General features: G+C 33.2%; 24 protein-coding genes and 1 riboswitch. Of the genes, 23 read left to right on the top strand and 1 reads right to left on the bottom strand.

What is annotated here, in order from left to right; genetic code table 11:
• The first annotated feature begins 39 nt into the window (after window positions 1–39).
• The 19 genes from D7D81_RS14835 (at window position 40) to D7D81_RS14750 (ending at window position 16,906) form a co-directional block, all read left to right on the top strand.
• Window positions 40–783, top strand: a complete 744-nt coding sequence (locus D7D81_RS14835) for a DeoR/GlpR family DNA-binding transcription regulator (protein ID WP_164522282.1) — start codon at window positions 40–42, stop codon at window positions 781–783.
• 230 nt (window positions 784–1,013) lie between these two features.
• Entirely contained in the window at window positions 1,014–2,084 is a 1,071-nt protein-coding gene (locus tag D7D81_RS14830) for a sugar ABC transporter substrate-binding protein (RefSeq protein ID WP_125990828.1), read from the top strand.
• Window positions 2,085–2,219: 135 nt separating this feature from the next.
• Entirely contained in the window at window positions 2,220–3,719 is a 1,500-nt protein-coding gene (locus D7D81_RS14825) for a sugar ABC transporter ATP-binding protein (RefSeq protein ID WP_125990827.1), read from the top strand.
• Entirely contained in the window at window positions 3,709–4,710 is a 1,002-nt protein-coding gene (locus D7D81_RS14820; protein WP_125990826.1) for an ABC transporter permease, read from the top strand. Before D7D81_RS14825 ends, D7D81_RS14820 begins: the two co-directional genes overlap by 11 nt.
• 87 nt (window positions 4,711–4,797) lie before the next feature.
• Entirely contained in the window at window positions 4,798–5,847 is a 1,050-nt protein-coding gene (gene mtnA, locus D7D81_RS14815) for an S-methyl-5-thioribose-1-phosphate isomerase (protein WP_205739232.1), read from the top strand.
• Window positions 5,848–5,862: 15 nt separating this feature from the next.
• The gene (locus D7D81_RS14810) at window positions 5,863–6,549 is read left to right on the top strand and encodes a class II aldolase/adducin family protein (protein ID WP_125990825.1); all 687 of its coding nucleotides are present in this window, start codon (window positions 5,863–5,865) and stop codon (window positions 6,547–6,549) included.
• Window positions 6,550–6,585: 36 nt separating this feature from the next.
• Window positions 6,586–7,722 carry an extracellular solute-binding protein gene (locus tag D7D81_RS14805; RefSeq protein ID WP_125990824.1) on the top strand — a complete coding sequence of 379 codons (1,137 nt, stop codon included), beginning with the start codon at window positions 6,586–6,588 and terminating at the stop codon, window positions 7,720–7,722.
• 4 nt (window positions 7,723–7,726) lie between these two features.
• Window positions 7,727–8,953, top strand: a complete 1,227-nt coding sequence (gene mtnK / locus D7D81_RS14800; protein WP_125990823.1) for an S-methyl-5-thioribose kinase — start codon at window positions 7,727–7,729, stop codon at window positions 8,951–8,953.
• Window positions 8,954–9,132: 179 nt separating this feature from the next.
• Window positions 9,133–9,396, top strand: a complete 264-nt coding sequence (locus tag D7D81_RS14795) for an ArsR/SmtB family transcription factor (protein WP_125990822.1) — start codon at window positions 9,133–9,135, stop codon at window positions 9,394–9,396.
• 39 nt (window positions 9,397–9,435) lie between these two features.
• On the top strand, window positions 9,436–9,945 hold the full coding sequence (locus tag D7D81_RS14790; RefSeq protein WP_125990821.1) for a nitroreductase family protein: 510 nt from the start codon (window positions 9,436–9,438) through the stop codon (window positions 9,943–9,945).
• A gap of 141 nt (window positions 9,946–10,086) precedes the next feature.
• Window positions 10,087–10,719, top strand: coding sequence for a chloramphenicol acetyltransferase (locus D7D81_RS14785; protein ID WP_125990820.1), 633 nt, complete (start codon window positions 10,087–10,089; stop codon window positions 10,717–10,719).
• A 13-nt stretch (window positions 10,720–10,732) separates the two neighbouring features.
• Window positions 10,733–10,807, top strand: a complete 75-nt coding sequence (locus D7D81_RS20325; RefSeq protein ID WP_353622129.1) for a hypothetical protein — start codon at window positions 10,733–10,735, stop codon at window positions 10,805–10,807.
• Between the two features lie 184 nt (window positions 10,808–10,991).
• On the top strand, window positions 10,992–11,696 hold the full coding sequence (locus D7D81_RS14780; protein ID WP_125990819.1) for a GntR family transcriptional regulator: 705 nt from the start codon (window positions 10,992–10,994) through the stop codon (window positions 11,694–11,696).
• 12 nt (window positions 11,697–11,708) lie between these two features.
• Window positions 11,709–12,290, top strand: a complete 582-nt coding sequence (locus D7D81_RS14775; protein ID WP_125990818.1) for a chromate transporter — start codon at window positions 11,709–11,711, stop codon at window positions 12,288–12,290.
• A 31-nt stretch (window positions 12,291–12,321) separates the two neighbouring features.
• Complete coding sequence (locus D7D81_RS14770) at window positions 12,322–12,846, top strand: chromate transporter (RefSeq protein ID WP_125990817.1); 525 nt, start codon at window positions 12,322–12,324, stop codon at window positions 12,844–12,846.
• A 119-nt stretch (window positions 12,847–12,965) separates the two neighbouring features.
• Window positions 12,966–14,036, top strand: coding sequence for an IS30 family transposase (locus D7D81_RS14765; protein WP_125988224.1), 1,071 nt, complete (start codon window positions 12,966–12,968; stop codon window positions 14,034–14,036).
• A 184-nt stretch (window positions 14,037–14,220) separates the two neighbouring features.
• Window positions 14,221–14,326, top strand: a riboswitch (SAM riboswitch).
• A 70-nt stretch (window positions 14,327–14,396) separates the two neighbouring features.
• Window positions 14,397–15,410, top strand: coding sequence for a methionine ABC transporter ATP-binding protein (locus tag D7D81_RS14760; protein WP_125992245.1), 1,014 nt, complete (start codon window positions 14,397–14,399; stop codon window positions 15,408–15,410).
• 10 nt (window positions 15,411–15,420) lie between these two features.
• The gene (locus D7D81_RS14755; protein ID WP_125992243.1) at window positions 15,421–16,074 is read left to right on the top strand and encodes a methionine ABC transporter permease; all 654 of its coding nucleotides are present in this window, start codon (window positions 15,421–15,423) and stop codon (window positions 16,072–16,074) included.
• A 40-nt stretch (window positions 16,075–16,114) separates the two neighbouring features.
• The gene (locus D7D81_RS14750; protein WP_125990816.1) at window positions 16,115–16,906 is read left to right on the top strand and encodes a MetQ/NlpA family ABC transporter substrate-binding protein; all 792 of its coding nucleotides are present in this window, start codon (window positions 16,115–16,117) and stop codon (window positions 16,904–16,906) included.
• Between the two features lie 222 nt (window positions 16,907–17,128).
• Here D7D81_RS14750 and D7D81_RS14745 read toward each other — a convergent pair whose 3' ends face one another.
• Window positions 17,129–18,730 carry a thiamine pyrophosphate-binding protein gene (locus D7D81_RS14745; protein ID WP_125990815.1) on the bottom strand — a complete coding sequence of 534 codons (1,602 nt, stop codon included), beginning with the start codon at window positions 18,728–18,730 and terminating at the stop codon, window positions 17,129–17,131.
• 262 nt (window positions 18,731–18,992) lie between these two features.
• On the opposite strand from D7D81_RS14745, the gene D7D81_RS14740 reads away from it, so the two are divergent.
• The 4 genes from D7D81_RS14740 (at window position 18,993) to D7D81_RS14725 (ending at window position 21,481) form a co-directional block, all read left to right on the top strand.
• Window positions 18,993–19,274, top strand: coding sequence for a tyrosine-type recombinase/integrase (locus D7D81_RS14740; RefSeq protein ID WP_125990814.1), 282 nt, complete (start codon window positions 18,993–18,995; stop codon window positions 19,272–19,274).
• Window positions 19,275–19,440: 166 nt separating this feature from the next.
• Entirely contained in the window at window positions 19,441–19,809 is a 369-nt protein-coding gene (locus tag D7D81_RS14735) for a flavodoxin family protein (RefSeq protein ID WP_164522280.1), read from the top strand.
• 245 nt (window positions 19,810–20,054) lie between these two features.
• Window positions 20,055–20,285, top strand: coding sequence for a hypothetical protein (locus D7D81_RS14730; RefSeq protein ID WP_125990812.1), 231 nt, complete (start codon window positions 20,055–20,057; stop codon window positions 20,283–20,285).
• A gap of 72 nt (window positions 20,286–20,357) precedes the next feature.
• Window positions 20,358–21,481 (top strand): IS3 family transposase gene (locus tag D7D81_RS14725; protein WP_125990811.1). Its coding sequence is split into 2 segments (ribosomal slippage): window positions 20,358–20,607 and window positions 20,607–21,481, totalling 1,125 coding nucleotides; the frame shifts between segments, so codons are not numbered across the junction.
• The last annotated feature ends 13 nt before the right edge of the window (window positions 21,482–21,494 follow it).

Genomic DNA, 21,494 nt, shown 5'->3' with positions numbered 1-21,494 from the left:
TAAAATCTTAAAAAGTATGATATGGGAAGGTGGTTTTTGATGATTCCTTATGCTAGGAGGAAGACTATTCTTGAATTAATGCATTCTAAGGAGATTATATATTTAGATGAAATTAAGGAAAAAACCAATGTATCTTTAGCGACGGTTAGGAGGGATTTAAAGACTTTGGCTGAAGAGGGTCAAATAGAGTTGTTATCAGGTGGTGCAGCCAGATTAATAATTAATGTAGCCGAAAAATCTGTAGAAGAAAAAATCAATCTCAATCGGGAAGAAAAAAAGGTGATTGGCAGTTATGCAGCAACTCTTATTGGTGATGGCCAGTTTGTTTTTTTGGGACCTGGTACTACCGAAAATTATATTATAAGACATTTAAAAGGAAAAAATGTAACCGTCGTAACAAATGGAGCCTTTCATATTAATGAATTAGTAAGATATAATATTAATTCAATCATTTTGGGGGGAGATTTATTAACAGATATTGCAGTGCTTGTTGGCCCATTTGCTATAAACCAAGTTACAAATATGAATTTTGATAAGTGTTTTATTGGGGCGTCAGGCATTTCCTTTGACCGTGGGTTATCTACATCGATTATGGATGTGGCTGAAATAAATAAAATTGTAATTGAAAGGTCTAGGGAGGTTTATTTTATAGGTGATTCTACCAAAATAGGCAAAAATTCAAGGTATAAATTTGCTGAAATAAAAGAAGAACATAAGCTTATTACTACTAAAAAGGCTGATGTAAAGAATTTAGATTCTAAGAAAGTTATTTTGGTGAAATGATAATATAATAATATTTTTATTGGGACAAATAAATATATATTTTATAGTTAAACCTGCTTTTAAAAGTGGGTTTTTGTTTGTGTAAAAAGACCTACATGTGATTGCAGATGAAAAATAATGAAATAAAAAGATTTAAATGGTCAATTTTGATTGACGAACATTAAAAAATATGATAATATATGATTATAAATTAAATTCTAAAAATTCACATTAAAAGGAGAGGATGAATAATGAAAAAGTGCTTAGTTAGCGTGCTACTTATTTTGCTGGCAGTTTCATTTATGGGTGTTGTATCTGCAGCAAATGTAGAGATTCCAGAAAATATTAAAGGAAGAACACTACGAATGGCTTTGGTTAAAGAATGGGGAACTGGAACACATATGATTACACATATCAATGGTACCAGGGCAGAAGCGGAGAAATATGGAATAGACCTTAGTGTGATTGATGCCAATAATAATTTAGCAAAAATGTCAGATGCTATTGATAATGCTGTTTCCAACAAGATGGATGCAATCTTGATTTCTCATGGTAAGGCACCAGCATTAAAGGATGCAGTTATCAGGGCATTAAAAGCTGGTATACCAGTTATTGTATTTGATAATGATTTTGATGTCCCTTATGAAATACATCAAGGAAAACTGGTTTCACTTGACCAATATGACTTAATGATGGGTTTACTTTCACAAATGTCATTAGTCCAGGAATTAGATGGGTCAGGTAATGTTATTTATAACCGTGTTGCTAATGTTCCACCAACTGATAAAAGACATAGAATTTGGCAGGGAGGAATACTACCAACATATCCAGGCATTAAAGTAGTTAATACTATTGATCAGGGAACAGATAACCCAATGCCTAAAGCCCAGTCTGCTTTAGAGACTTTATTAACAAGTAGAAATGATATTGATGCTGTCTATGCTGTCTGGGATGAGTATGCTAAAGGGTTTTATAATGCTATTGTTGCTTCAGGCAAAACAATTCCACTTTATTCTGTAGATATCTCTGATCAGGATTTAGCTATGATGCAGGAGCATCCAGAAATCTGGCGGTCTTCAGCAGCAGTTGACCCTACAATAGTTGGTCAGGTTCAGATTCGTTTAGCCTTAAAGGCGATTGCTGGTGAAAAGATACCTAGGTATTATTCCCTGAAACCTGTCTTAGTGCATGTTGATGACCTGCCTTCTAAAGAAGAAAAGCGGGTTTCAATGGCAGACCTGGCTGATTACTATGATGGTTGGGGTTATACAACAGATTTTCTGGAAGATTGGATGATAGCCCTGGAAGAGAGTGTGAATTAAATTAAAAGCCCACTTATATAAGTTTAATAATCATAATATTAAAGCTTGTTAACTATGTTGACAAGCTTTAATAAAAAATCCCAAAAAATATATTACAGGAATTTAAAGCTTATCAAAGATGTGAGGATGACAAATATGCTAAGAATGAAAGGTATTACCAAATATTTTCCAGGTGTAAAGGCTTTAGAAAATGTTGATTTTCAAGTAGAAACTGGGGAAGTTCATGCCTTGATAGGTGCCAATGGAGCTGGAAAAAGTACTTTGATGAAAATATTAGCAGGCGCTTATGGGGGATATGAAGGGGATATATTTATTGATAATAATAAACTTACCATAGATAATCCACTTGATGCCAAAAACAATGGTATTGTCATAGTTTATCAAGAAGTAGATACAGCCCTTATTCCGCAATTAACTGTAGCAGAGAATATAATGATGGATTATATTGTTAGGGAGAAAAAAGATGTTTTTATGGACTGGAAAAATATAAAAAGGCAGGCCCAAAAAGAACTGGGTGAACTTGGTTTAGATTTTAGTGTTAATCAATTGGTAAATGAGCTTACCCTTTCTGAAAAACAGATGGTTTTAATTGGACGTGCTGTATTTCATAAAGCAAAATACTTAATATTAGATGAACCTACTGCCCCTTTAAGTGTTGAAGAAACAAAGAAGTTATTTGAAATTGTGAAAAAACTAAAAAAAGATGGTATTAGTATTATCTTTATATCACACAGATTAGATGAGGTTTTTGAAATATGTGAAAAGATTACTGTATTAAAAGATGGTGAAATAGTAGGTACTTATAACATAGCAGATATGACGATAGATAGGGCTGTTGAAAAAATGCTAGGACGAAAGTTAGAAAATACCTATCCTAAATTTAAGTCAGAAATAACTGATACAATTCTGGAGGCAAAAAATTTATCAGGTACAGGTGGAATAAATAATATTAACTTAAAGGTCAGAGCAGGTGAAATTGTAGGTTTAGCTGGTCTGGTTGGTGGTGGTAAAACCGAAACATCTAAACTGTTATTTGGGGAAGGTAATATTTCACAGGGTGAAATAATATTAGATAACAAAATAATTAATCCGAATAATCCAGCTGATGCTGTTAGAAAAGGACTGGCACTGGTACCTGAAGAAAGAAGGAAAGAGGGGATTCTGGTACAGGAATCAGTAGAAACCAATATTACACTGCCAACTTTAGAAAAGTATTGTCAGGGTATATTTATGAAAAAAAACAAGATTAAACAGGTTACTTTAGAAAGTATTAATAAAGTTGCTATTAAAACACCAACAGAAAAACAATTAGTTGCTAATCTAAGTGGTGGCAATCAACAAAAAGTGGCTATAGGGAAGTGGCTTTTATCTGAAGCCAGGGTCTTTATTTTTGATGAACCTACTAAAGGGGTAGATGTTGGTTCAAAGGCAGAAATATATGAATTAATCGGTGGTTTAGTGAAACAGGGTAAAGGGGTTATCTATGCCTCTTGTGAATTTAGTGAAATATTAGGTTTAACAGACAGGGTTTATGTAATGTACAACGGTACAATAGTAAAAGAACTTATCACAAAAAATACCACAGAAGAAGAATTGCTTTATTATTCTGCAGGGGGTGGGGTAAATGAAAAATAATGTTAAGGAAAGTAATTTTGATTTATTTAAATTTATGTATAAATATGGAACAATAATTGTAATTTTAGTGGCAATATTATTCTTCACATTTACACTTGATAATTTTATGAATTTTAATAATATGACAAATATCTTTCGCTCTGTATCTATTGTTGCCTTGATTGCTCTGGCAATTACGATGTCTCTTACAATTGATGGTTTTGATTTATCTGTAGGTGCTGTAGCTGGTTTTGCTTCTGTTATTGCCGCAAAATTTATGGTTGTCTGGGAAATGGGAACAGTACCTGCCATTATTATACCATTAATTGTGGGTGTATTAATTGGCTGTATTAATGCATTTTTTATCATTAAGATGAATATATCAGATATGCTAACTACTCTTTCTATGATGTTTCTTTTGACTGGTATTTCTATTACCTTTCAAAGCGGCTCAGCAATCTATAATTTTATGCCTTTACCAAATAATGCTGGGATGGCACCTGGAACGATGAATGATGCCTTTTTATTCATTGGGCAGGGTAAGTTGTTCGGTATACCTGTTCCAGTTGTTATTATGCTGATTGTTGCTTTATTAGCCCATGTATTTTTGAATCAGACAAAGTATGGGAGATATCTATATATGATAGGTGGTAATGAGGAAGCTGCTAAACTGTCAGGTATTCCAATAAACAGATACAAATTAATAGCCTATATGATGTCAGGATTTATTGCTGCCTTAGGTGGGCTTGTTCTTGGAGCCAGGTTAGGCTCTGGGGAGGTTGATGCAGGGGGACCATATTTGATGGATTCAGTTGCAGCAGCTTTTATTGGATTTTCAGTATTTGGTATTGGTAAAGCAAATGCCTTTGGAACACTATTCGGTGCCTTGTTAATGGGAATTTTACTGAATGGATTAATTATGATGGATTTTCCCTATTATTCACAAGATATTGTAAAAGGGATTGTTTTGATCCTGGCTTTAAGTCTAACATATTATAAAAAGAAAAAATAGTGGATAAATCAAAAGTCCTAAGGATATAAAAGGTAAAATAATGGTTATTGGAGTAAGATAATCTTATTAAAAGGATGGTGTGTAAAAATGATTATGACTGTAGTACCAGCTACATTAAATGATACCAAAGATAAACTTGTACTTATTGACCAAACATTATTACCTAATGAGGAAAAATTTCTAGAATTAGACCAAGTTGAGGATATCTGGGAAGCAATTAAGAAACTGAGGGTTAGAGGGGCGCCGGCTATAGGAATTGCGGCTGCATTTGGACTTTACGTCTGTAGTTTGAAGTCCAAGGCTACGACTGTAGTGGATTTTAAAAAAGAATTTGAAGAAATTAGGGATTATCTTGCCACATCAAGGCCTACTGCTGTTAATTTATTCTGGGCCTTGGATAGAATGACCAAAAGATTTGAAAAAGAAGCAAATAAGTCTGTAGAAGAAATTAAAAGGGCTTTATTAGATGAAAGTGAAAAGATTTTAGCAGAAGACCAGGCTATGGGAAAAGCCATTGGTGAACATGGTTTATCATTACTTAAACCAGGAATGGGCTTATTAACACATTGTAATGCAGGTGGTATTGCTACATCAGGTTATGGGACAGCCCTGGCTCCTATGTATTTGGGAGAACAAAAGGGATATAAATTCAAAGTATATGCTGATGAAACAAGGCCATTATTACAGGGTTCTAGATTAACAGCCTATGAGTTAAATAAAGCAGGGATTGATGTAACTGTAATCTGTGATGACATGGTTTCTTTGGTTATGAAGGAAGGAAAGATTGATGCTGTACTTGTAGGGTGTGACCGTGTAGCAGCGAATGGAGATACTGCAAATAAAATAGGTACTTCAGGGGTGGCTATTCTTGCCCGAGAGTATGATATTCCAATGTATGTTCTTGGGCCAACCTCTACTATTGATCTGGAAACCCCTACAGGAGAAGAAATAGAAATTGAACTACGTGATGAAGATGAAATTGGTAATGGTTTTGGCAGGCGAACTGCACCAGAAGATGTAAAGGCATATAACCCTGCTTTTGATGTTACAGATGCTAAATACATTACAGCTATTATTACTGAAAAAGGTGTTGTAAAACCCCCATATATGGAAAATATAAGGAAGTTATTCGAATAATAGGATGTGACTAAAATGAAACAATACTTTAATGAAGAAAAGATCAAGAAAGACATTTGTAATATTGGCCAAAAATTGTATGATAAGGAATTTGTTGCTGCAAATGATGGTAATATATCTGTCAAAATTAATGAAAATCAGATTATTGTAACACCAACAGGGGTAAGTAAAGGTGGTATGGCTATAGAAAGTCTTGTTAAAATGGATTTAGATGGGAATATACTGTCCTGTGGTACATGGCGGCCATCTTCTGAGGTTAAAATGCATTTGCAGGTTTATAACTTAAATCCAGATGTAAAAGCAGTTGTTCATGCCCATCCACCACTGGCAACCGCTTTTGCTGTTGCCCGAATCCCTCTTGATCGCCCAATACTGGCAGAGTCAATTGTAAATCTAGGGATTGTGCCGGTTTCAGAATATGCACTTACAGGAAGTGAAGAAGTCCCTGAGGCAGTTTCCCCCTTTGTAAATGACTATAATGCTGTGCTTTTAGCTAATCATGGTTTGCTCACCTGGGGGCAAGACCTTACTCAGACCTTTTTCAGAATGGAAACAGTAGAACACTATTGTAAGATTATCTACTATCTTAAAGAAATAGGTGCTCCTGTAGAACTTAATTCTGCTCAAATAAAAGAGTTAATTAGTCTTAGAGAGAAGATGGGTATTCAAAGCGGTGGAATACCATTTCCTGAATCCAAATAGTGTTTAATAAATATATGTTTAAAGGTGTGTTTTTATATGCAAAATACATTAGATATACTGGCTGTTGATGATCCAGCAGTTTATGTATATGTTAATAGAAAAAATATTATGGCTAAGTTTGAAGAAAAAACAGGTATCCATATTAATTTCAAGATAGTAGAGTGGTCTGATTATTATTCAACATTAATGCAGTCTTTTGAGGAATATAGGTATGATATAGTAATGGTGGCAGGCCATTTGTGGCTCCGTGAATTTGTAGAAAAAGAATATCTTTTAAAATTGAGTAATAATTTTGATGATGAGTATGACTATTTAGATATAATGCCTTCAATCAGAGAAGAGATCGAGTTAAATAATAATATATATTTACTTCCCTCATTTTGTGATGGACACATACTACTTTATCGAAAAGCCCAATTAAAACAAATACCTCCGGAAGTTGTTTCAATTGCTGAATTAAGACAAATTGTAATTGATAATACTGACCATATTAAAGATACTTTTGTTTTAAAAGCACACCCTTCAGAAATATTTCTGGATTTTCTACCCTATTTACGAAATGAGGGTATAGATGCTTTTGATAACACTGGTTTACCGCTTTTTAATGTTCCTCTGGGTTACGCTGCTCTGGAAAAATATATAGCAATGAAAAAATACTGCCCTAATAATGTAGCTAAGTTTGGAAATGAAGAAGTATTAGATTTTATTCAAAAGGACAAGTGTAAACTCGGGGTTTCCTGGGGTGGACAATTAGGGCAAATTATGAATAAAGACTGTATAAATCCAGGTGATATAGGTTTTGCTTCCCTGGAAACATCCTGGAATACAAGCTGGTCATTTGGAATAAATCATTTGTGTAAAAAACAGGAGGCCGCAGAAAAGTTTTTGCAATATATCAGCTCAAAAGAGATAGATAAAGCGGTAGGGGCTTATTGTGGAAATCCAACTAGGAAGTCTAGCTTTTTAGCAGGGCAACAGGAGTATAGCTGGTATCCAGTAGTTTATAATATGTTAGAAAGGGTAAAACCTCTGCCTCATTTGTCTAATACGGGCCAGTTAATTGCTATTATGACTGATGAGATTGTTAAGGCATTTAATAGTGAAATTACTGCCAAAAAGGCATTACAACAGGCCTATCAACAAATAATTAATTTAGATAAAAATAGGGGGTAATATAATGACTAAGTATAAGCCATTGAAGGAAAAAGAGGCTATTGAGTATGTTAAGGGAATTGAAGGATTGTTTGATGATGATGCTGAATTAAGCTGTAATGAAATTGGTGATGGTAATCTTAATCTGGTTTTTCATATTACAGATCAGAATTCAGACATGGGGGTTGTTATTAAGCAGGCTCTGGATCATGTCAGAATTGCTGATGATTGGCCTCTAACCAAAGAAAGAGTTAAATTTGAATATACAGCTATGAAGATTCAAGATGAATTAACAGATGGGATGGTACCTAAGGTATATAAGTATGATGATGAAATGGCCTTAATTGTTATGGAAGATTTGAGTAGTATGAAAGTAATGCGCAAGGGGTTAATTTCTGGAATAAAATACCCTCACTTTGCTGAACAGATATCTACTTTTCTGAGCAAAACCCTTTTCTATACATCTGATTTATATATGGCTCCCAAAGATAAGAAGGAAAGGGTTAAAAATTTTATTAATCCAGAGTTATGTGATATAACAGAAGTTTTAGTTTTTACTGACCCTTATTTTGATGCAGAATCAAATAATATAAACCCAGAATTGCGTCCTTATCTAGAAAAAGAATTTTGGAGAAAAATTGAATTGCGTAAGGAAGTAACTGTTTTAAAGGAAAAGTTTATGACCCGGGCTCAGGCTTTAATTCATGGAGATCTTCATACAGGTTCTATTTTTATTGATCAAAAAACCCTCAAGGTTTTTGATACAGAATTTGCCTTTTATGGCCCCAGTGGTTTTGATATAGGTGCAGTAATTGGAAACCTAATATTAAATTATGCCTCATGGTCTGGTAAAGAGGTATCTACTGAATTTAAAGCTGATTATCGCGAGTATCTACTAGATACAATTGAAGATATCTGGAATAAATTTGAAGAAAAGTTTCGGAAATTCTGGGATCAGGAGGCCCATGAGACTACCAAAGCAGTCAAGGGGTATCAGGATTATTATTTGAAACAGTTGTTACAGGACAGTATTGGGATGGGTGGTTGTAAAACAATGCGTAGATGTATAGGAATGGCACATGTTGAGGACCTCGACGGAATCGAGAATTTATCAGAGAGGGCTAGAGCTCAGATTTTTGCCCTTAAGTTGGGAGAAATAATGGTTACCAGGAGAAAACGATTAGCTACTATTACTGATTTTATAAAGATTGTAAGGGATTTAACGGCTTGGGAGGATACAACAAATATGTAGTTATATCAAACCCCTGGATATGCAAGTGTAGCCAGGGGTTTTGTAGTTGAGTGATAAAGATGACTATATCTTGACAATGTAGGTTAGTGTGTTATAATTTAATTAAATTATTACTTAATTATTTTATGATTATGTATTAAATTTAAAATTTGATTTAGAAAGTGTCAGGTGTGATTAAAATGGGGGACTTTTTATTAAAACTAAGGGCTATTGCTGATGAAAGCCGTTTAAATATTATAAGACTTCTTTTAGATAAGGATTTTTGTGTCAAGGCACTGGCCAGTAAGCTGGAAATTTCAGAATCCGCTGTTTCTCAACACCTTAAGATATTGAGAGAAGCTGAACTGGTTCTAGGAGAAAAAAAAGGCTATTTTGTTCATTATAGGGTAAGAAAAGAAAAGATTCTGGCAGTAGCTGATTTTATTGAAGGGCTTGTTAAGTAAAGAAAATATAATTATTAAAACAAGGGGGTAATATATAAAATGGAGCAAAGTTTTATGGAACTGGCTAAAGAGAGGTTTTCTGTTCGTAAATATCAGGATAAAGCTGTTGAAAAAGTAAAGCTGGATTATATCCTGGAGGCTGCTCGTGTTTCTCCTTCGGCAGTTAATTTTCAGCCCTGGCATTTTATAGTAGTGCAGGAAGATGTTATGAGGGAAAAGGTTGCCTCAACCTATCACTGGGATTGGATAAATCAGGCTCCGGTTTTAATAGCTGTTTGCGGGGATCACAGTCAATCATGGCACAGACAGGATGGTAAAGACTTTTGTGATATTGATGTTGCTACAGCAATAGTACATATGATGTTGGCTGCTGTTGAAGAGGGACTGGGTACCTGCTGGGTAGGTAATTTTGATGCTGAGCGATGTCATCAACTCCTTGAACTTTCTTCTGAGGAGGAGGTCATCGCTCTATTACCAGTAGGATATCCAGCATCTGAAGCAGGGGAAAAGAAAAGAAAGAAAATAGATGAAATAGTAAGCTGGATTTAAAATGATTTATAATACTAAATAAATTTTTCAATACTGGATTTACAATTTTGCTATGCTCCACCTAAATTCATTTGTGCTAAGTTTGGCTAATGTTCATAAACTTTGGAGCTTTTAAAAACTATAAACTATCTGGAGTGTAAAATGAAATATATTGATATAGAAAAGTGGGAAAGAAAAGAACACTTTAATTTTTTTCATAGAATGGATTATCCGCAATATAATATTTGTGCAAATATTGATATAAGCAATTTTTTTGATTATATAAGAACAAATAAACTATCATTTTATTATGCAATGATTCATTCAACCACATATATAGCAAATAAAATTATCAATTTTAAATATAGAATTAGGGAAGATAAAATAATTTTACATGACAAGATAAGTCCTTCATTTACTGATATGAATAATATTGACGAAGATGATTTATTTAAATTTGTTACAGTTAATATGAAAGAGGATATATTTGAATTTGCAGAATATGCAGAGGAAAAATCTAAAAAACAAAAAGAGTATTTTTCTTTTGATGAACAAGTTGGTCGAGATGATTTAGTTTATATTACATGTATACCTTGGATTTCTTTTACTCATATATCCCATACCATTACATTAAATAAAAATGATTCAGTGCCAAGAATTTCTTGGGGTAAATATTTTAATGAAAATGATAAAGTGTTATTACCATTTTCTGTGCATGTAAATCATGCTTTGGTTGACGGAATACATATTGGGAAATATCTATTTGAATTACAAAAATATATAAACAACTTATAAAAAAAGTGAGTTCATGGGGGAGGTCTATAGAATTTCTTTAATATATAGTGGTAATTTTATTGCCAGAGTAGAGCTTAATCATTACTAATACTTGATAAGTTTATGTCTGATAAGTGAAAACACCCTATCTTTTTTATTGGAGAAGATAGGGTGTTTTATTAAATATTTTTGGCAGATTATTGACAAGTAGCTAGATAAGTGGTAAACTTGTATATACAAGAACTTGTCTACATAAGTTAACACTATTTATATGGGAGGAGGGGAGTTCTACAATGACTGATTATTCATTAGCGAGTTATAAGATTATTGCCTCGGAAATCACTCAGCGGATTCATACTGGGGATTATTCACCAGGTACCTATCTTCCTTCAGAAAATCAATTGGCCCGGGAATTTGAGGTTACCAGAACAACAATTAGAAAAGCCCTAAATATTTTAAAACAAAAAGGAACAATTGATAGTTTTCAAGGGAAGGGTTATATAGTTCGTCAACTTCATTGGGAACAAAGCCTACTGCAATTTTATAGTTTTGGTCATAATATTGCAGAAAATATATTAAATCCTGCTACTAAATTGTTATCTTATCAGAAGATTAATGGGTTAAAAAATATTAATGAATTTCTTAATATAGAGTTATGGGAAATTATCCGCTTAAGATTAATGAATGAAAACCCATTGATTTTAGAGACCTCCTATATACCTGTTAAATATTTACCTCAATTTGAAGCAGATGAATTAAAACAGAATTCCTTATATAATTTAATGAAAAAAAATAATGTTAATATTATAAAAGCCAAGGAATATTTAGAACCGGTCTTACCTTCATTAGAAGATCAGGAAATTTTAGGTATTAATGAAGATACCCCACTATTTCAAACAATTAGATACACTTATGATTCTGATCAGAGACTTACTGAAGTAAGGGAGAGTCTAATAAGAGGGGATTATTTTCGTTTCTCAGTGGAAATGACTTTATAATAGGAGTAAGAGATGATTAAAAACACAAAAAAACTAAGTAGTTTATTTCTGACATTTTTTAAAATAGGGCTTTTTACCTTTGGTGGTGGTTTTGCGATGATACCACTGATGGAAGAGGAGATTGTAGATAATCACGGCTGGATAGATAAAGATAAATTTATTGACGCTATCTCTATTACTCAGTCTGTACCCGGGGCTGTTGCAGTTAATTTGGCAATATTTTTTGGCTATGATTTTGCTGGTCTTACTGGTGCTCTGGCGGCAACAATTGGGGTAGCTTTACCTTCTTTTATTATCATTTTATTAATAGCGATGGGTTTTAATAGGTTTAGTGAATACCAGTTTGTGAAGAATATTTTTAGAGGAATCAGGCCTGCGGTTGTAGGTTTGATAATATATGCTGCTGTGGATTTAGGAAAAAATATCAGCTGGTCTTTTAAGTTATTGACTACCCTGGTAGTAGTTTTTATTTTAAATGCTTTCTTTAACATAAGTCCTATTATAATTATTCTAATTGTAATTTTCCTTGGATTAGCATTCACCATAAAGGACTATACTGGTAAAAAAGGAAGTAAGGAAAGTCTTAATGAATAACTACTAGACAAAGCAGAAGAAGGAGAAGAAAATGTCTATATTATTAATTAATCTATACTTATCCTTTTTAAAGATAGGTTTTTTCGGGTTTGGCGGTGGATATGCCATGATTTCATTAATTCAGGAGGAATTGATAAATCACGGTTGGCTGGCCCTTGAAGATTTTGTTAATATTATTGCCATTGCTGAGATGACACCAGGACCGATAGCAATTAATAGTGGTACTTTTGTGGGGTTTAAAGTATCAACCTTATTAGGTTCACTGGCTGCCACTATAGGTGTGATAACACCATCATTTATATTAGTCTTAATTCTGGCGTATTTTTTTAAAAAAATTAAGGACTCTGATTATGTCAATAGTATACTACTGTTTTTAAGACCAGCAGTAATTGGGTTAATTACTGCGGCTGCTTTTACAATAGGAAAAACGAGTGTTATTGACCTGACAGGTTTTATTATTACTTCAGCTGTTATCTTTTTAATGTTAAAAACCAGTATTCATCCAATCTTGGTCATAGTCTTGGCAGGTTTATCCGGCATGATTATTTATGCCTGATTGTCTAAAAAAATGAAACATTGTATAATTAAATGCACGGGGTAATAAAAAAATAGACACATATCTGTATCTTCGATATAATGTTAAGCACCACACAAAACATTAGGAGGATACAGAATATGCGTCAAACTCATTATAACATACAAAGAAAAAAAGGAAAACACTTAACTCTAGAAGATAGAAAAATCATAGCTCATTTATATAATAAGCAAGGAAAAAATTATACTGAGATAGCCCGAGAGATGAACTGCCATAGAACCACTATTAGTAGAGATATTAAAAAAGGAATTACAATCCTAAAGGACTACATGTGGAGAGATAAGGGAGAATATATTCCTGAGATAGCTCAGGGTGTATATGATACTAATGCATCAGCAAAAGGGCCTAAACTTAAAATAGGAAAAAACTTTGATTTAGCAAGTTTTATAGAAGAAAAAATTAAAGAGAAATATTCACCAGAAGTAATAGCATTAATGATTGATGAAAGTGATAAATTTGATATATCAATTCATTGGAAAACAATTTATAATTATATAGATCAAGGGATATTACAGATTGAAAGAAATAACTTAATCTATGGTGAATATAGAAAGAAAAAAAGGAAGCCGAAAGAGAGTCAAAGAACAAAAAATCATAAACAAAACAGGACAATAAGAGACCGACCAAATGAAGCAGATAAGCGGCAAGAGGTTGGACATTGGGAGATGGATTTAGTTGAAGGGAGAAAGGGCAAGAATGAACCATATTTACTTGTATTGAGTGAAAGAACAAGTCGTAAAGAGATAATAGAATTAATTCCAAATAAAACCCAGGAATCAGTGATAAAAGGCCTAGATAGAATTGAGCGACGCCATGGAGTAGTTAAATTTAGAAAGATATTTAAAACAATTACAACAGACAATGGGTCTGAATTTAAAGATTATGAGGGTATTGAAGAGTCTTTCACCGGGAGTAGTATTCCTAGGACAAAACAGTATTATTGTGATGCATACTGCAGCTGGCAAAGAGGAACAAATGAGAACATAAATAAGATGATCCGTAGGTTTCTACCCAAAGGAATTAGCTTCAAAGGATTAACCAGAAATAAAGTTAAAAGAATACAAGAATTTATAAATACCTACCCGAGAAAAATCTTTGAGTTCAAAACGTCTAGAGAAATATTTAAGGAAAAGACATTTAATGTTGCTTAACATATATTAACAAATATTGAAGATGAAAATATTTTAAGAAACCGTGCATTTTAACTTGCAATTAATATTGTCTAAAAAAATTAAAATTATTCTTGACAAGTATTTTCTTTAATGATATTCTAATATAAATAGGAAATATATATTAAACATATTATTTTACTCAACATTATTATAAAATATAATATGTTCATCAAGAGTGGTGGAGGGACTGGCCCTGTGAAACCCGGCAACCTACCCTGTGAGGTAAGGTGCTAAATCCTGCATTCCAGTTAAGGGATGGGAGATGAGAGGATATTTAGAGACCCTCTCAAGAGGGCTTTTTTTGTATCTATATATTTTTAGGAAGGTGATTGCTAAGTGATGATTGAAATTAGTGGTTTATCAAAGAAATATCATACAGCCCAGGGAACACTGACTGCTCTTGATAATGTGAATATACAGGTTAAAGAGGGTGAAATTTATGGTGTAATAGGGCCGAGTGGGGCAGGCAAGAGTACTCTAATCAGGACACTTAACTTACTTGAGAAACCTGATCAGGGGAGTATAATAATTAATGGACAGGATCTGACAAAAGTCACAGCCGGGAAATTAAGGAATAATAGAGAAAAGATTGGTATGATCTTTCAACACTTTAATTTGCTTACGTCCCGGACTGTAAGGGGAAATGTATCTTTTCCCCTGGAAATAGCTGGTCTATCCAGGAATAAACGGTTAAAAAAGGTTGCTTATCTACTGGAATTAGTCGGCCTAACAGATAGGGCTGATCATTATCCTGCTGAACTTAGTGGTGGTCAGAAACAGAGGGTTGGAATTGCCCGGGCGCTGGCTAATGATCCAGGGGTTCTTCTTTCTGATGAGGCGACTTCTTCACTTGATCCGGAGAGTACAGAAGCTGTACTTAACCTTTTAAAGAGAATCAGGGATGAATTAAATTTAACTATAATCTTGATAACACATGAAATGGATGTTATTAAAGATATCTGTGATAGAGTAGCTGTGATGGAAAAGGGTAAGATTATTGAGGAAGGTAAGGTAATAGACCTTTTTGCCAATCCTCAGCAGAATTTGACGAGGCGTTTTATTAGAACTGTTATTGATTATAATCTGCCAGAAGGTTTGAATAATATTAAGCAGCAGGGTCAACTAATTAGGGTATCTTTTATGGGTGAGTCTACCCATCAACCTTTAATCTCTCTGCTGGTAAGAAAATTTCATCTTGATGCTAATATTCTTTATGGGAGAATTGATGATATTCAAGGAATTCCTTTTGGTACTTTAATACTTGACCTGGAGGGTGATGACCAGTCAATTAGTAAAGGGATTGAATTTTTAAGTAATAATGGTTTATCTCTGGAGGTGTTGGCAGGTGAGTGATATTTTAGCAATGTTGAGTAAATATAATCAGTTGGTCTGGGATGGTACTTTAGAAACATTATATATGGTGTTTGTTTCATTGTTAATAGCTGTTCTTTTGGGAATACCCCTGGGTATATTGACGGCTGTAACCCGTAAGGGGCATATATTATCCAATGGTATTATAAATAGGGTCTTAAATAGTATTATCAACCTGGGTCGGTCGATACCCTTTATTATTCTTATGGTATCAATTATACCATTGACCAGATTAATAGTTGGTACTTCTATTGGCACTACTGCAGCTATAGTACCTCTGGCAGTTGCAGCTATTCCTTTTGTAGGCAGGATTGTTGATAATGCCTTATTGGAAATCAGTCCTGGTGTAATAGAGGCTGCTAAGTCAATGGGAGCAACCCCTGTTCAAATTATATTTAAGGTTTTACTACCAGAATCACTGCCTTCCTTGATACTTGGTATTACTCTGACAATGATTAATTTAATTGCCTATTCTGCTATGGCCGGTGCAGTTGGAGGAGGTGGTCTTGGAGATATAGCGATAAGGTATGGGTACCAGAGGTTTAAAATTGGAGTAATGATAGAGACGATAGTGATTTTAGTTTTATTAGTTCAAATTATCCAATGGATTGGAAATAAATTGGCTGCTTATTTTGATCATAGATAAACAGGTATTTCAATAACTATTATAAAATGGAGATGATAAGATGAAGAAAATATTATTTTTAGTATTGGTTTTAGGAATCTTAATTACTGGGTCTACTGCTGTGCTGGCCGGGGCTAGTGTTATTAAGGTAGGTGCTACCCCTGTACCTCATGCAGAAATACTGGAGTTTGCTAAACCAATTCTGGCAGAAGAGGGTATAACATTAGAGATTGTAGAGTTTACTGACTATGTAACACCAAACCTAGCCTTAAATGATGGGAGTATAGATGTTAATTTCTTTCAGCACCTCCCATATTTAGAAAGTTTTAATGCAGACCACGGTCTTAATCTAGTATCAGTTGCTAAAATACATGTTGAGCCTTTTGGTTTATATTCAACTAAAATTAATTCAATAGATGAATTACCAGATGGAGGGATAATAGCGGTACCTAGTGACCCTTCAAATGAAGGAAGAGCCTTATTATTACTGGCAAATAAGGGTTACATTGAATTAGATGCTGAAAATGAGCTAGAGGCAACTCCTTTTGATATTAGTAGTAATCCTAAGAAATTAAAATTCAAGGAATTAGAGGCAGCACAACTACCGAGGGTTTTGCCTGATGTAACAGCTGCTTTCATAAACACTAATTATGCTCTTGAGGCTGGTTTGAATCCCCTTGAAGATGCTCTGATTATTGAAGGTGATGAATCCCCTTATGCTAATATTTTAGTAGTTAGCAAAAAAAATCAAAATGATGAATTAGTCCAAACACTTGTAAAGGTAATGAAATCTGAGGAGATAAGGAATTTCATTTTAGAAGAATATAAGGGGGCTGTTGTCCCAGTATTTTAAATAAGTCAGGTGACATGTCTAAAATAGAACAATACTAGTTGGTTATATTATTTTGCTTATTGATTATCACTGCCTTGTATATGTAAACAGATGCTATTGTTTTTGCTGTAGGATAATTGCTTTAATAATATAACTGGCTAGTAAAATATACTTAGTTTTGTTTATAAATAATCTTAAATATATACCACCAAAACATGAAAATCATAATAGTGCGAAGAAGAATTACATTAATTTGGTATCAGGTATAATAGGACTACTAACAGGTACATCTATTAAGACTGCTTGTTCATTATTATGTGTTTCTTTTATTATTTTTTTGAAGTTATCTAAGTTGTCAACACGAACTCCTGTTATCCCACATGCCTCTGCGAGTTTTACAAAATCAGGATTGGTTAATTCTACTTCTTCAGTAGGGAGTCCAGCTGCTATCATTCTATTTTTTTCCATGGACAGGTTTCCATTATTTAATAAAATAATGGTGATTGGTAGATTATATCTTTTAGCAGTTAAAAGTTCTGCCATTACCATAGTTAGTCCGCCATCACCGGTTATTACAATTGAATTATTTTGGGGATAGTTTATTTTTGCTGCCAGTGCAGCAGATAAACCAAACCCCATAGTTCGCCATGTTCCTGATATTAATACATCCTTACATTTATTGCCGAAAAATTTTCCAAAGAAAATAACATTATCTCCTGAATCCAGGGAGATGATATCATTTTCATCACAGTTTTCACTGAAGGCCTTGATAATCTGTGATGGTGACAAAGGCCATTTATTTTCTGCATAGCCTTGGTTTACTTCTTTTATCCATTTATTTTTAATTTCATTCATATGATCTATCCACATTTGATTATTTTTTTCATTTAGATTAGTTTTTAATTGTTTTATTGCAAGGGAGATGTCACCAGGTATACCCAGGGTAACAGGATGAGAAGCCCCTATGTTTTCTTTTGCTGTATCAAACTGTATTATATTCGGTTCTTTTGGTGTATAATCGCTTGGCCACCAGGTCGCTGTTAGTTTTATTATTAAGTCGGATTTTTTTAATAGTTCAGAGGCATATTGATTACCACTATGACCTAAAACACCCATTTCATAAGGAAAACCATAATCGACAATTCCAGCAGCAGGTAGAGTGGATATTATCGGCGCTGAAATTTTTTCTGCTATTTCAATCAGTTCATTGCGTATATTTTTACAACCCCTACCATAAATAATTACTGGTTTTTCTGATTTATTGATTATTTCTACAGCCTTTTGAATTAAACCAGGGTCTGGTATTTTCTTTACTTTCAGATGCTCAGGATATTCCCGACAAGTAGCGGTACTTTCCATGTCCCATATATCCATAGGTACTATAATATGACTGACACCACCTCTAGCAATTGCCATACTTACAGCTTTGTATAACAGATCAATTGTGCTTTCAGGATTAATTAAAACAGATGAGTATACAGTTAATGGGTTTGTTAGTTCAGCTAGATTGACAAATTGTTTATAATTTGTACCCATATTATATGTTTCTACCTGTCCGCTAATTAATAACATGGGTACACGGTCACTTGCTGCATCGGCTATTCCATTTAGAATATTGGCTGTACCAGGTCCACTATGTGATAGACAGACAGATATATTTCCGGTTAGTTTGGATTCGGCAGAGGCCATTAAGCCAGCTGTTCCTTCATGCTTAGGTGAAAATAATTTTATATTTGAATCTTTTAAGGAAGATATGAATTTTAATGTCGTATCACCTGGATAATTATATATGTGTTTTACCCCAAACTTCTCAAGTTGTTTTATAATTAGATCTTTAACCAGCATGTTTTGTCTCCTTTTTTAATTATCACATTAGTAATAATTTGTTTTAAAAGTGTATTGTTTTGATAATTCTATTATTACCTGTTAAACTTATTAAATTCACTCTAATTAAAAAAATGCCTTAAAAAAATAAACGAAAAATAAAAAATTTGCAATTAAAGGAAGGAGTTCCTCAAGGTAAAGTTAAAAAAGATAGATATACAATTATTTCTGATACTGCTCTTTTGTATCTTCGAGCATATAGATCAAAATATAAAATTTATGAATGGTTATTTCCAGGACGGGGAGAAAACATTTAAGCGTAAGGTCTGTTCAAAAAATTTTTAAAAAAGCAGTTAGTAAAGCAAATATAAAAAAAGATGTATCTGTTCATTCATTACGCCACTCATTTGCAACACATCTTTTAGAAAACGGTACTGATATCAGGTATATCCAAGAGTTTTTAGGTCATAAAAGTACTAAAACTACAGAAATATATACCCATGTAAGTAAAACGCAATATAAAAAGATTAAAAGTCCATTAGACCAACTACTAAAAAATCAGTGAAAATATAATGTGTTATTAAGCAAGAGTAAGTCTTTATTATTGACAAATATATAAAAGTTGTAATACAATTCATATAAATTAGTAAAATATTGCAATTTCCTTTTGCCGTGGATGTTATGTTTGTCAAAATGCAACAGGTGATTATGGTTGTCAGCAAAAAGATGATATGCAAGATATTGTTTCTCAGGTGGTTCAATCAGATTGTTTTGTTCTAGCAACACCTATTTATACATGGTATTGTCCTGCTGAAATGAAGGCAGTACTTGATCGTTTTTACGGAATGAATAAATATTATGGACAAGGAAGGGGTTCGCTTTGGAAGGGTAAAAAATGTGCTATCATAGCAACACATGGATATGATTCGAATTATGGAGCAGAACCATTTGAAATTGGAATAAAACGTCTTTGTGAGCACTCGCATTTAAATTATATAGGAATGTATTCAGTAAGAGATGAAGAAAATAAAGCTTCATTTCAAACAGAGAAAGCTATAAATGGCGCTAAGAAGTTTGCAAGAGTTCTTCTCGGTAAATAACCATAATTATATATAAAAACTATTTTTCTTTTCATATTTTGCAGAGATTAAAGAAAATGTCGCCACTTCTTATAACATTATATTGCCGGTTCCGCTATCGCTTCACCCAAATTCAGGTGCCTAAGATAAGAGCTATCTAAGGCCCCTGAACTTCGGCAATACGTTTACGTTATCCAAAATTTGAATCAAGTTAATTAATTATTGAAAAACATTATTTAATTAGTAATGTTAAGGGAGGATTTGTAATGATAAGTACTTTTGTTAAACCAATTGTAGATGTATATGTTAAACCTAAATTAGAAGAAGTTCGAAAAGAAATGAAATTAGACAAAGAATTGGTGGCTCATTATTTTGAGAATAGATTTAAGGAATATTTATGTAGAGCATATGAAAAATATTCTACTATGGATACGATTGTATTTAAGAATCAACAAAAAAATATTGAAGATTTATACTTACCATTAAAAGTTGGATAGGTTATAATTAATTGTACAGAAAAAACTCGGACATGATATAATGAAAAAATACAATATCAATGGAGGAATATCATGTCATCAAAAAGAGCCAAAAGATATAATGATGAATTCAAAAAACAGATAGTAGGTTTAGTGAGTAATGGCAAAAAAATAAATGAAATAGTAAGTGAATATGATATTGCCAGATCCACTATTAATAAGTGGGTAAAAGACTTTAATAACTCAGAGTCATTTAAAGCAAAAGATAACAGAACTGACCAGGAAAAAGAATTAATTAAATTACGCAAAGAAAATCAACACCTAAAAATGGAGAATGATATTTTAAAGCAAGCAGCGCTGATAATGGGACGAAAATAGCAGTAATTAAAGCTAATAGTAATAAATACAGTATCAGCGCTATGTGCCGAATATTAAAGATATCAAGAAGCCTTGTCTATTATGAGCCGAAGAAAAAGTCCTCAGATAGTACGCTTGAAAATGAAATTATATCTATCTTTAAAACGAGTAAAAACAACTATGGCACAAGAAAGATAAAGCAGGAATTAGCCAAGAAAGGCTATCAGGTATCCCGAAGAAGAATAGGCCGAATAACGAAGAAATACGGTTTGGTTTCTAAATACACTGTTAAGCAATATAAAGTTCATTCTACAAAATTCAATGAGGAAAAAACCGAAAATATCGTTAATAGAAAATTTGATAGAGATCAGAGTTTAGATGTTGTAGTCAGTGATTTAACATATGTAAATGTCAATGGGAAATGGAATTATATTTGCTTAATACTGGATCTATTTAACCGTGAAATCATAGGCTATGCCGTTGGCAAAAGAAAAACAGCATCACTTGTAATGAAAGCTTTTTCAAGTATTCAAAGGCCTCTTAACGAGATCAATATTTTACATACTGATCGAGGTAATGAGTTTAAAAACAAGGCTATAGACCAGTTGTTACATACGTTTAGTATTAATCGTTCTTTAAGTAAGAAAGGCTGCCCTTATGATAATGCAGTTGCAGAAGCTGCTTTTAAAGTTGTAAAGACAGAGTTTGCTTTTGATAGAATATTTACTAACTTTGAGGAATTGAAATATGAGCTATTTGATTATGTTAACTGGTATAATAACCATAGAATACATGGGTCATTAGATTATCTTACCCCTGTAGAATATAGGATGTTAATGTCCGAGAAAAAAGTGTGCTAAAAAGGGGTTGACA

Source organism: Halocella sp. SP3-1 (genome assembly GCF_003953885.1).
Taxonomy (GTDB): Bacteria; Bacillota; Halanaerobiia; order Halanaerobiales; family DTU029; genus Iocasia; species Iocasia fonsfrigidae.
The sequence above is the reverse complement of the archived record's forward strand: the minus strand, read 5'-3'. Positions and strand labels throughout refer to the sequence as shown.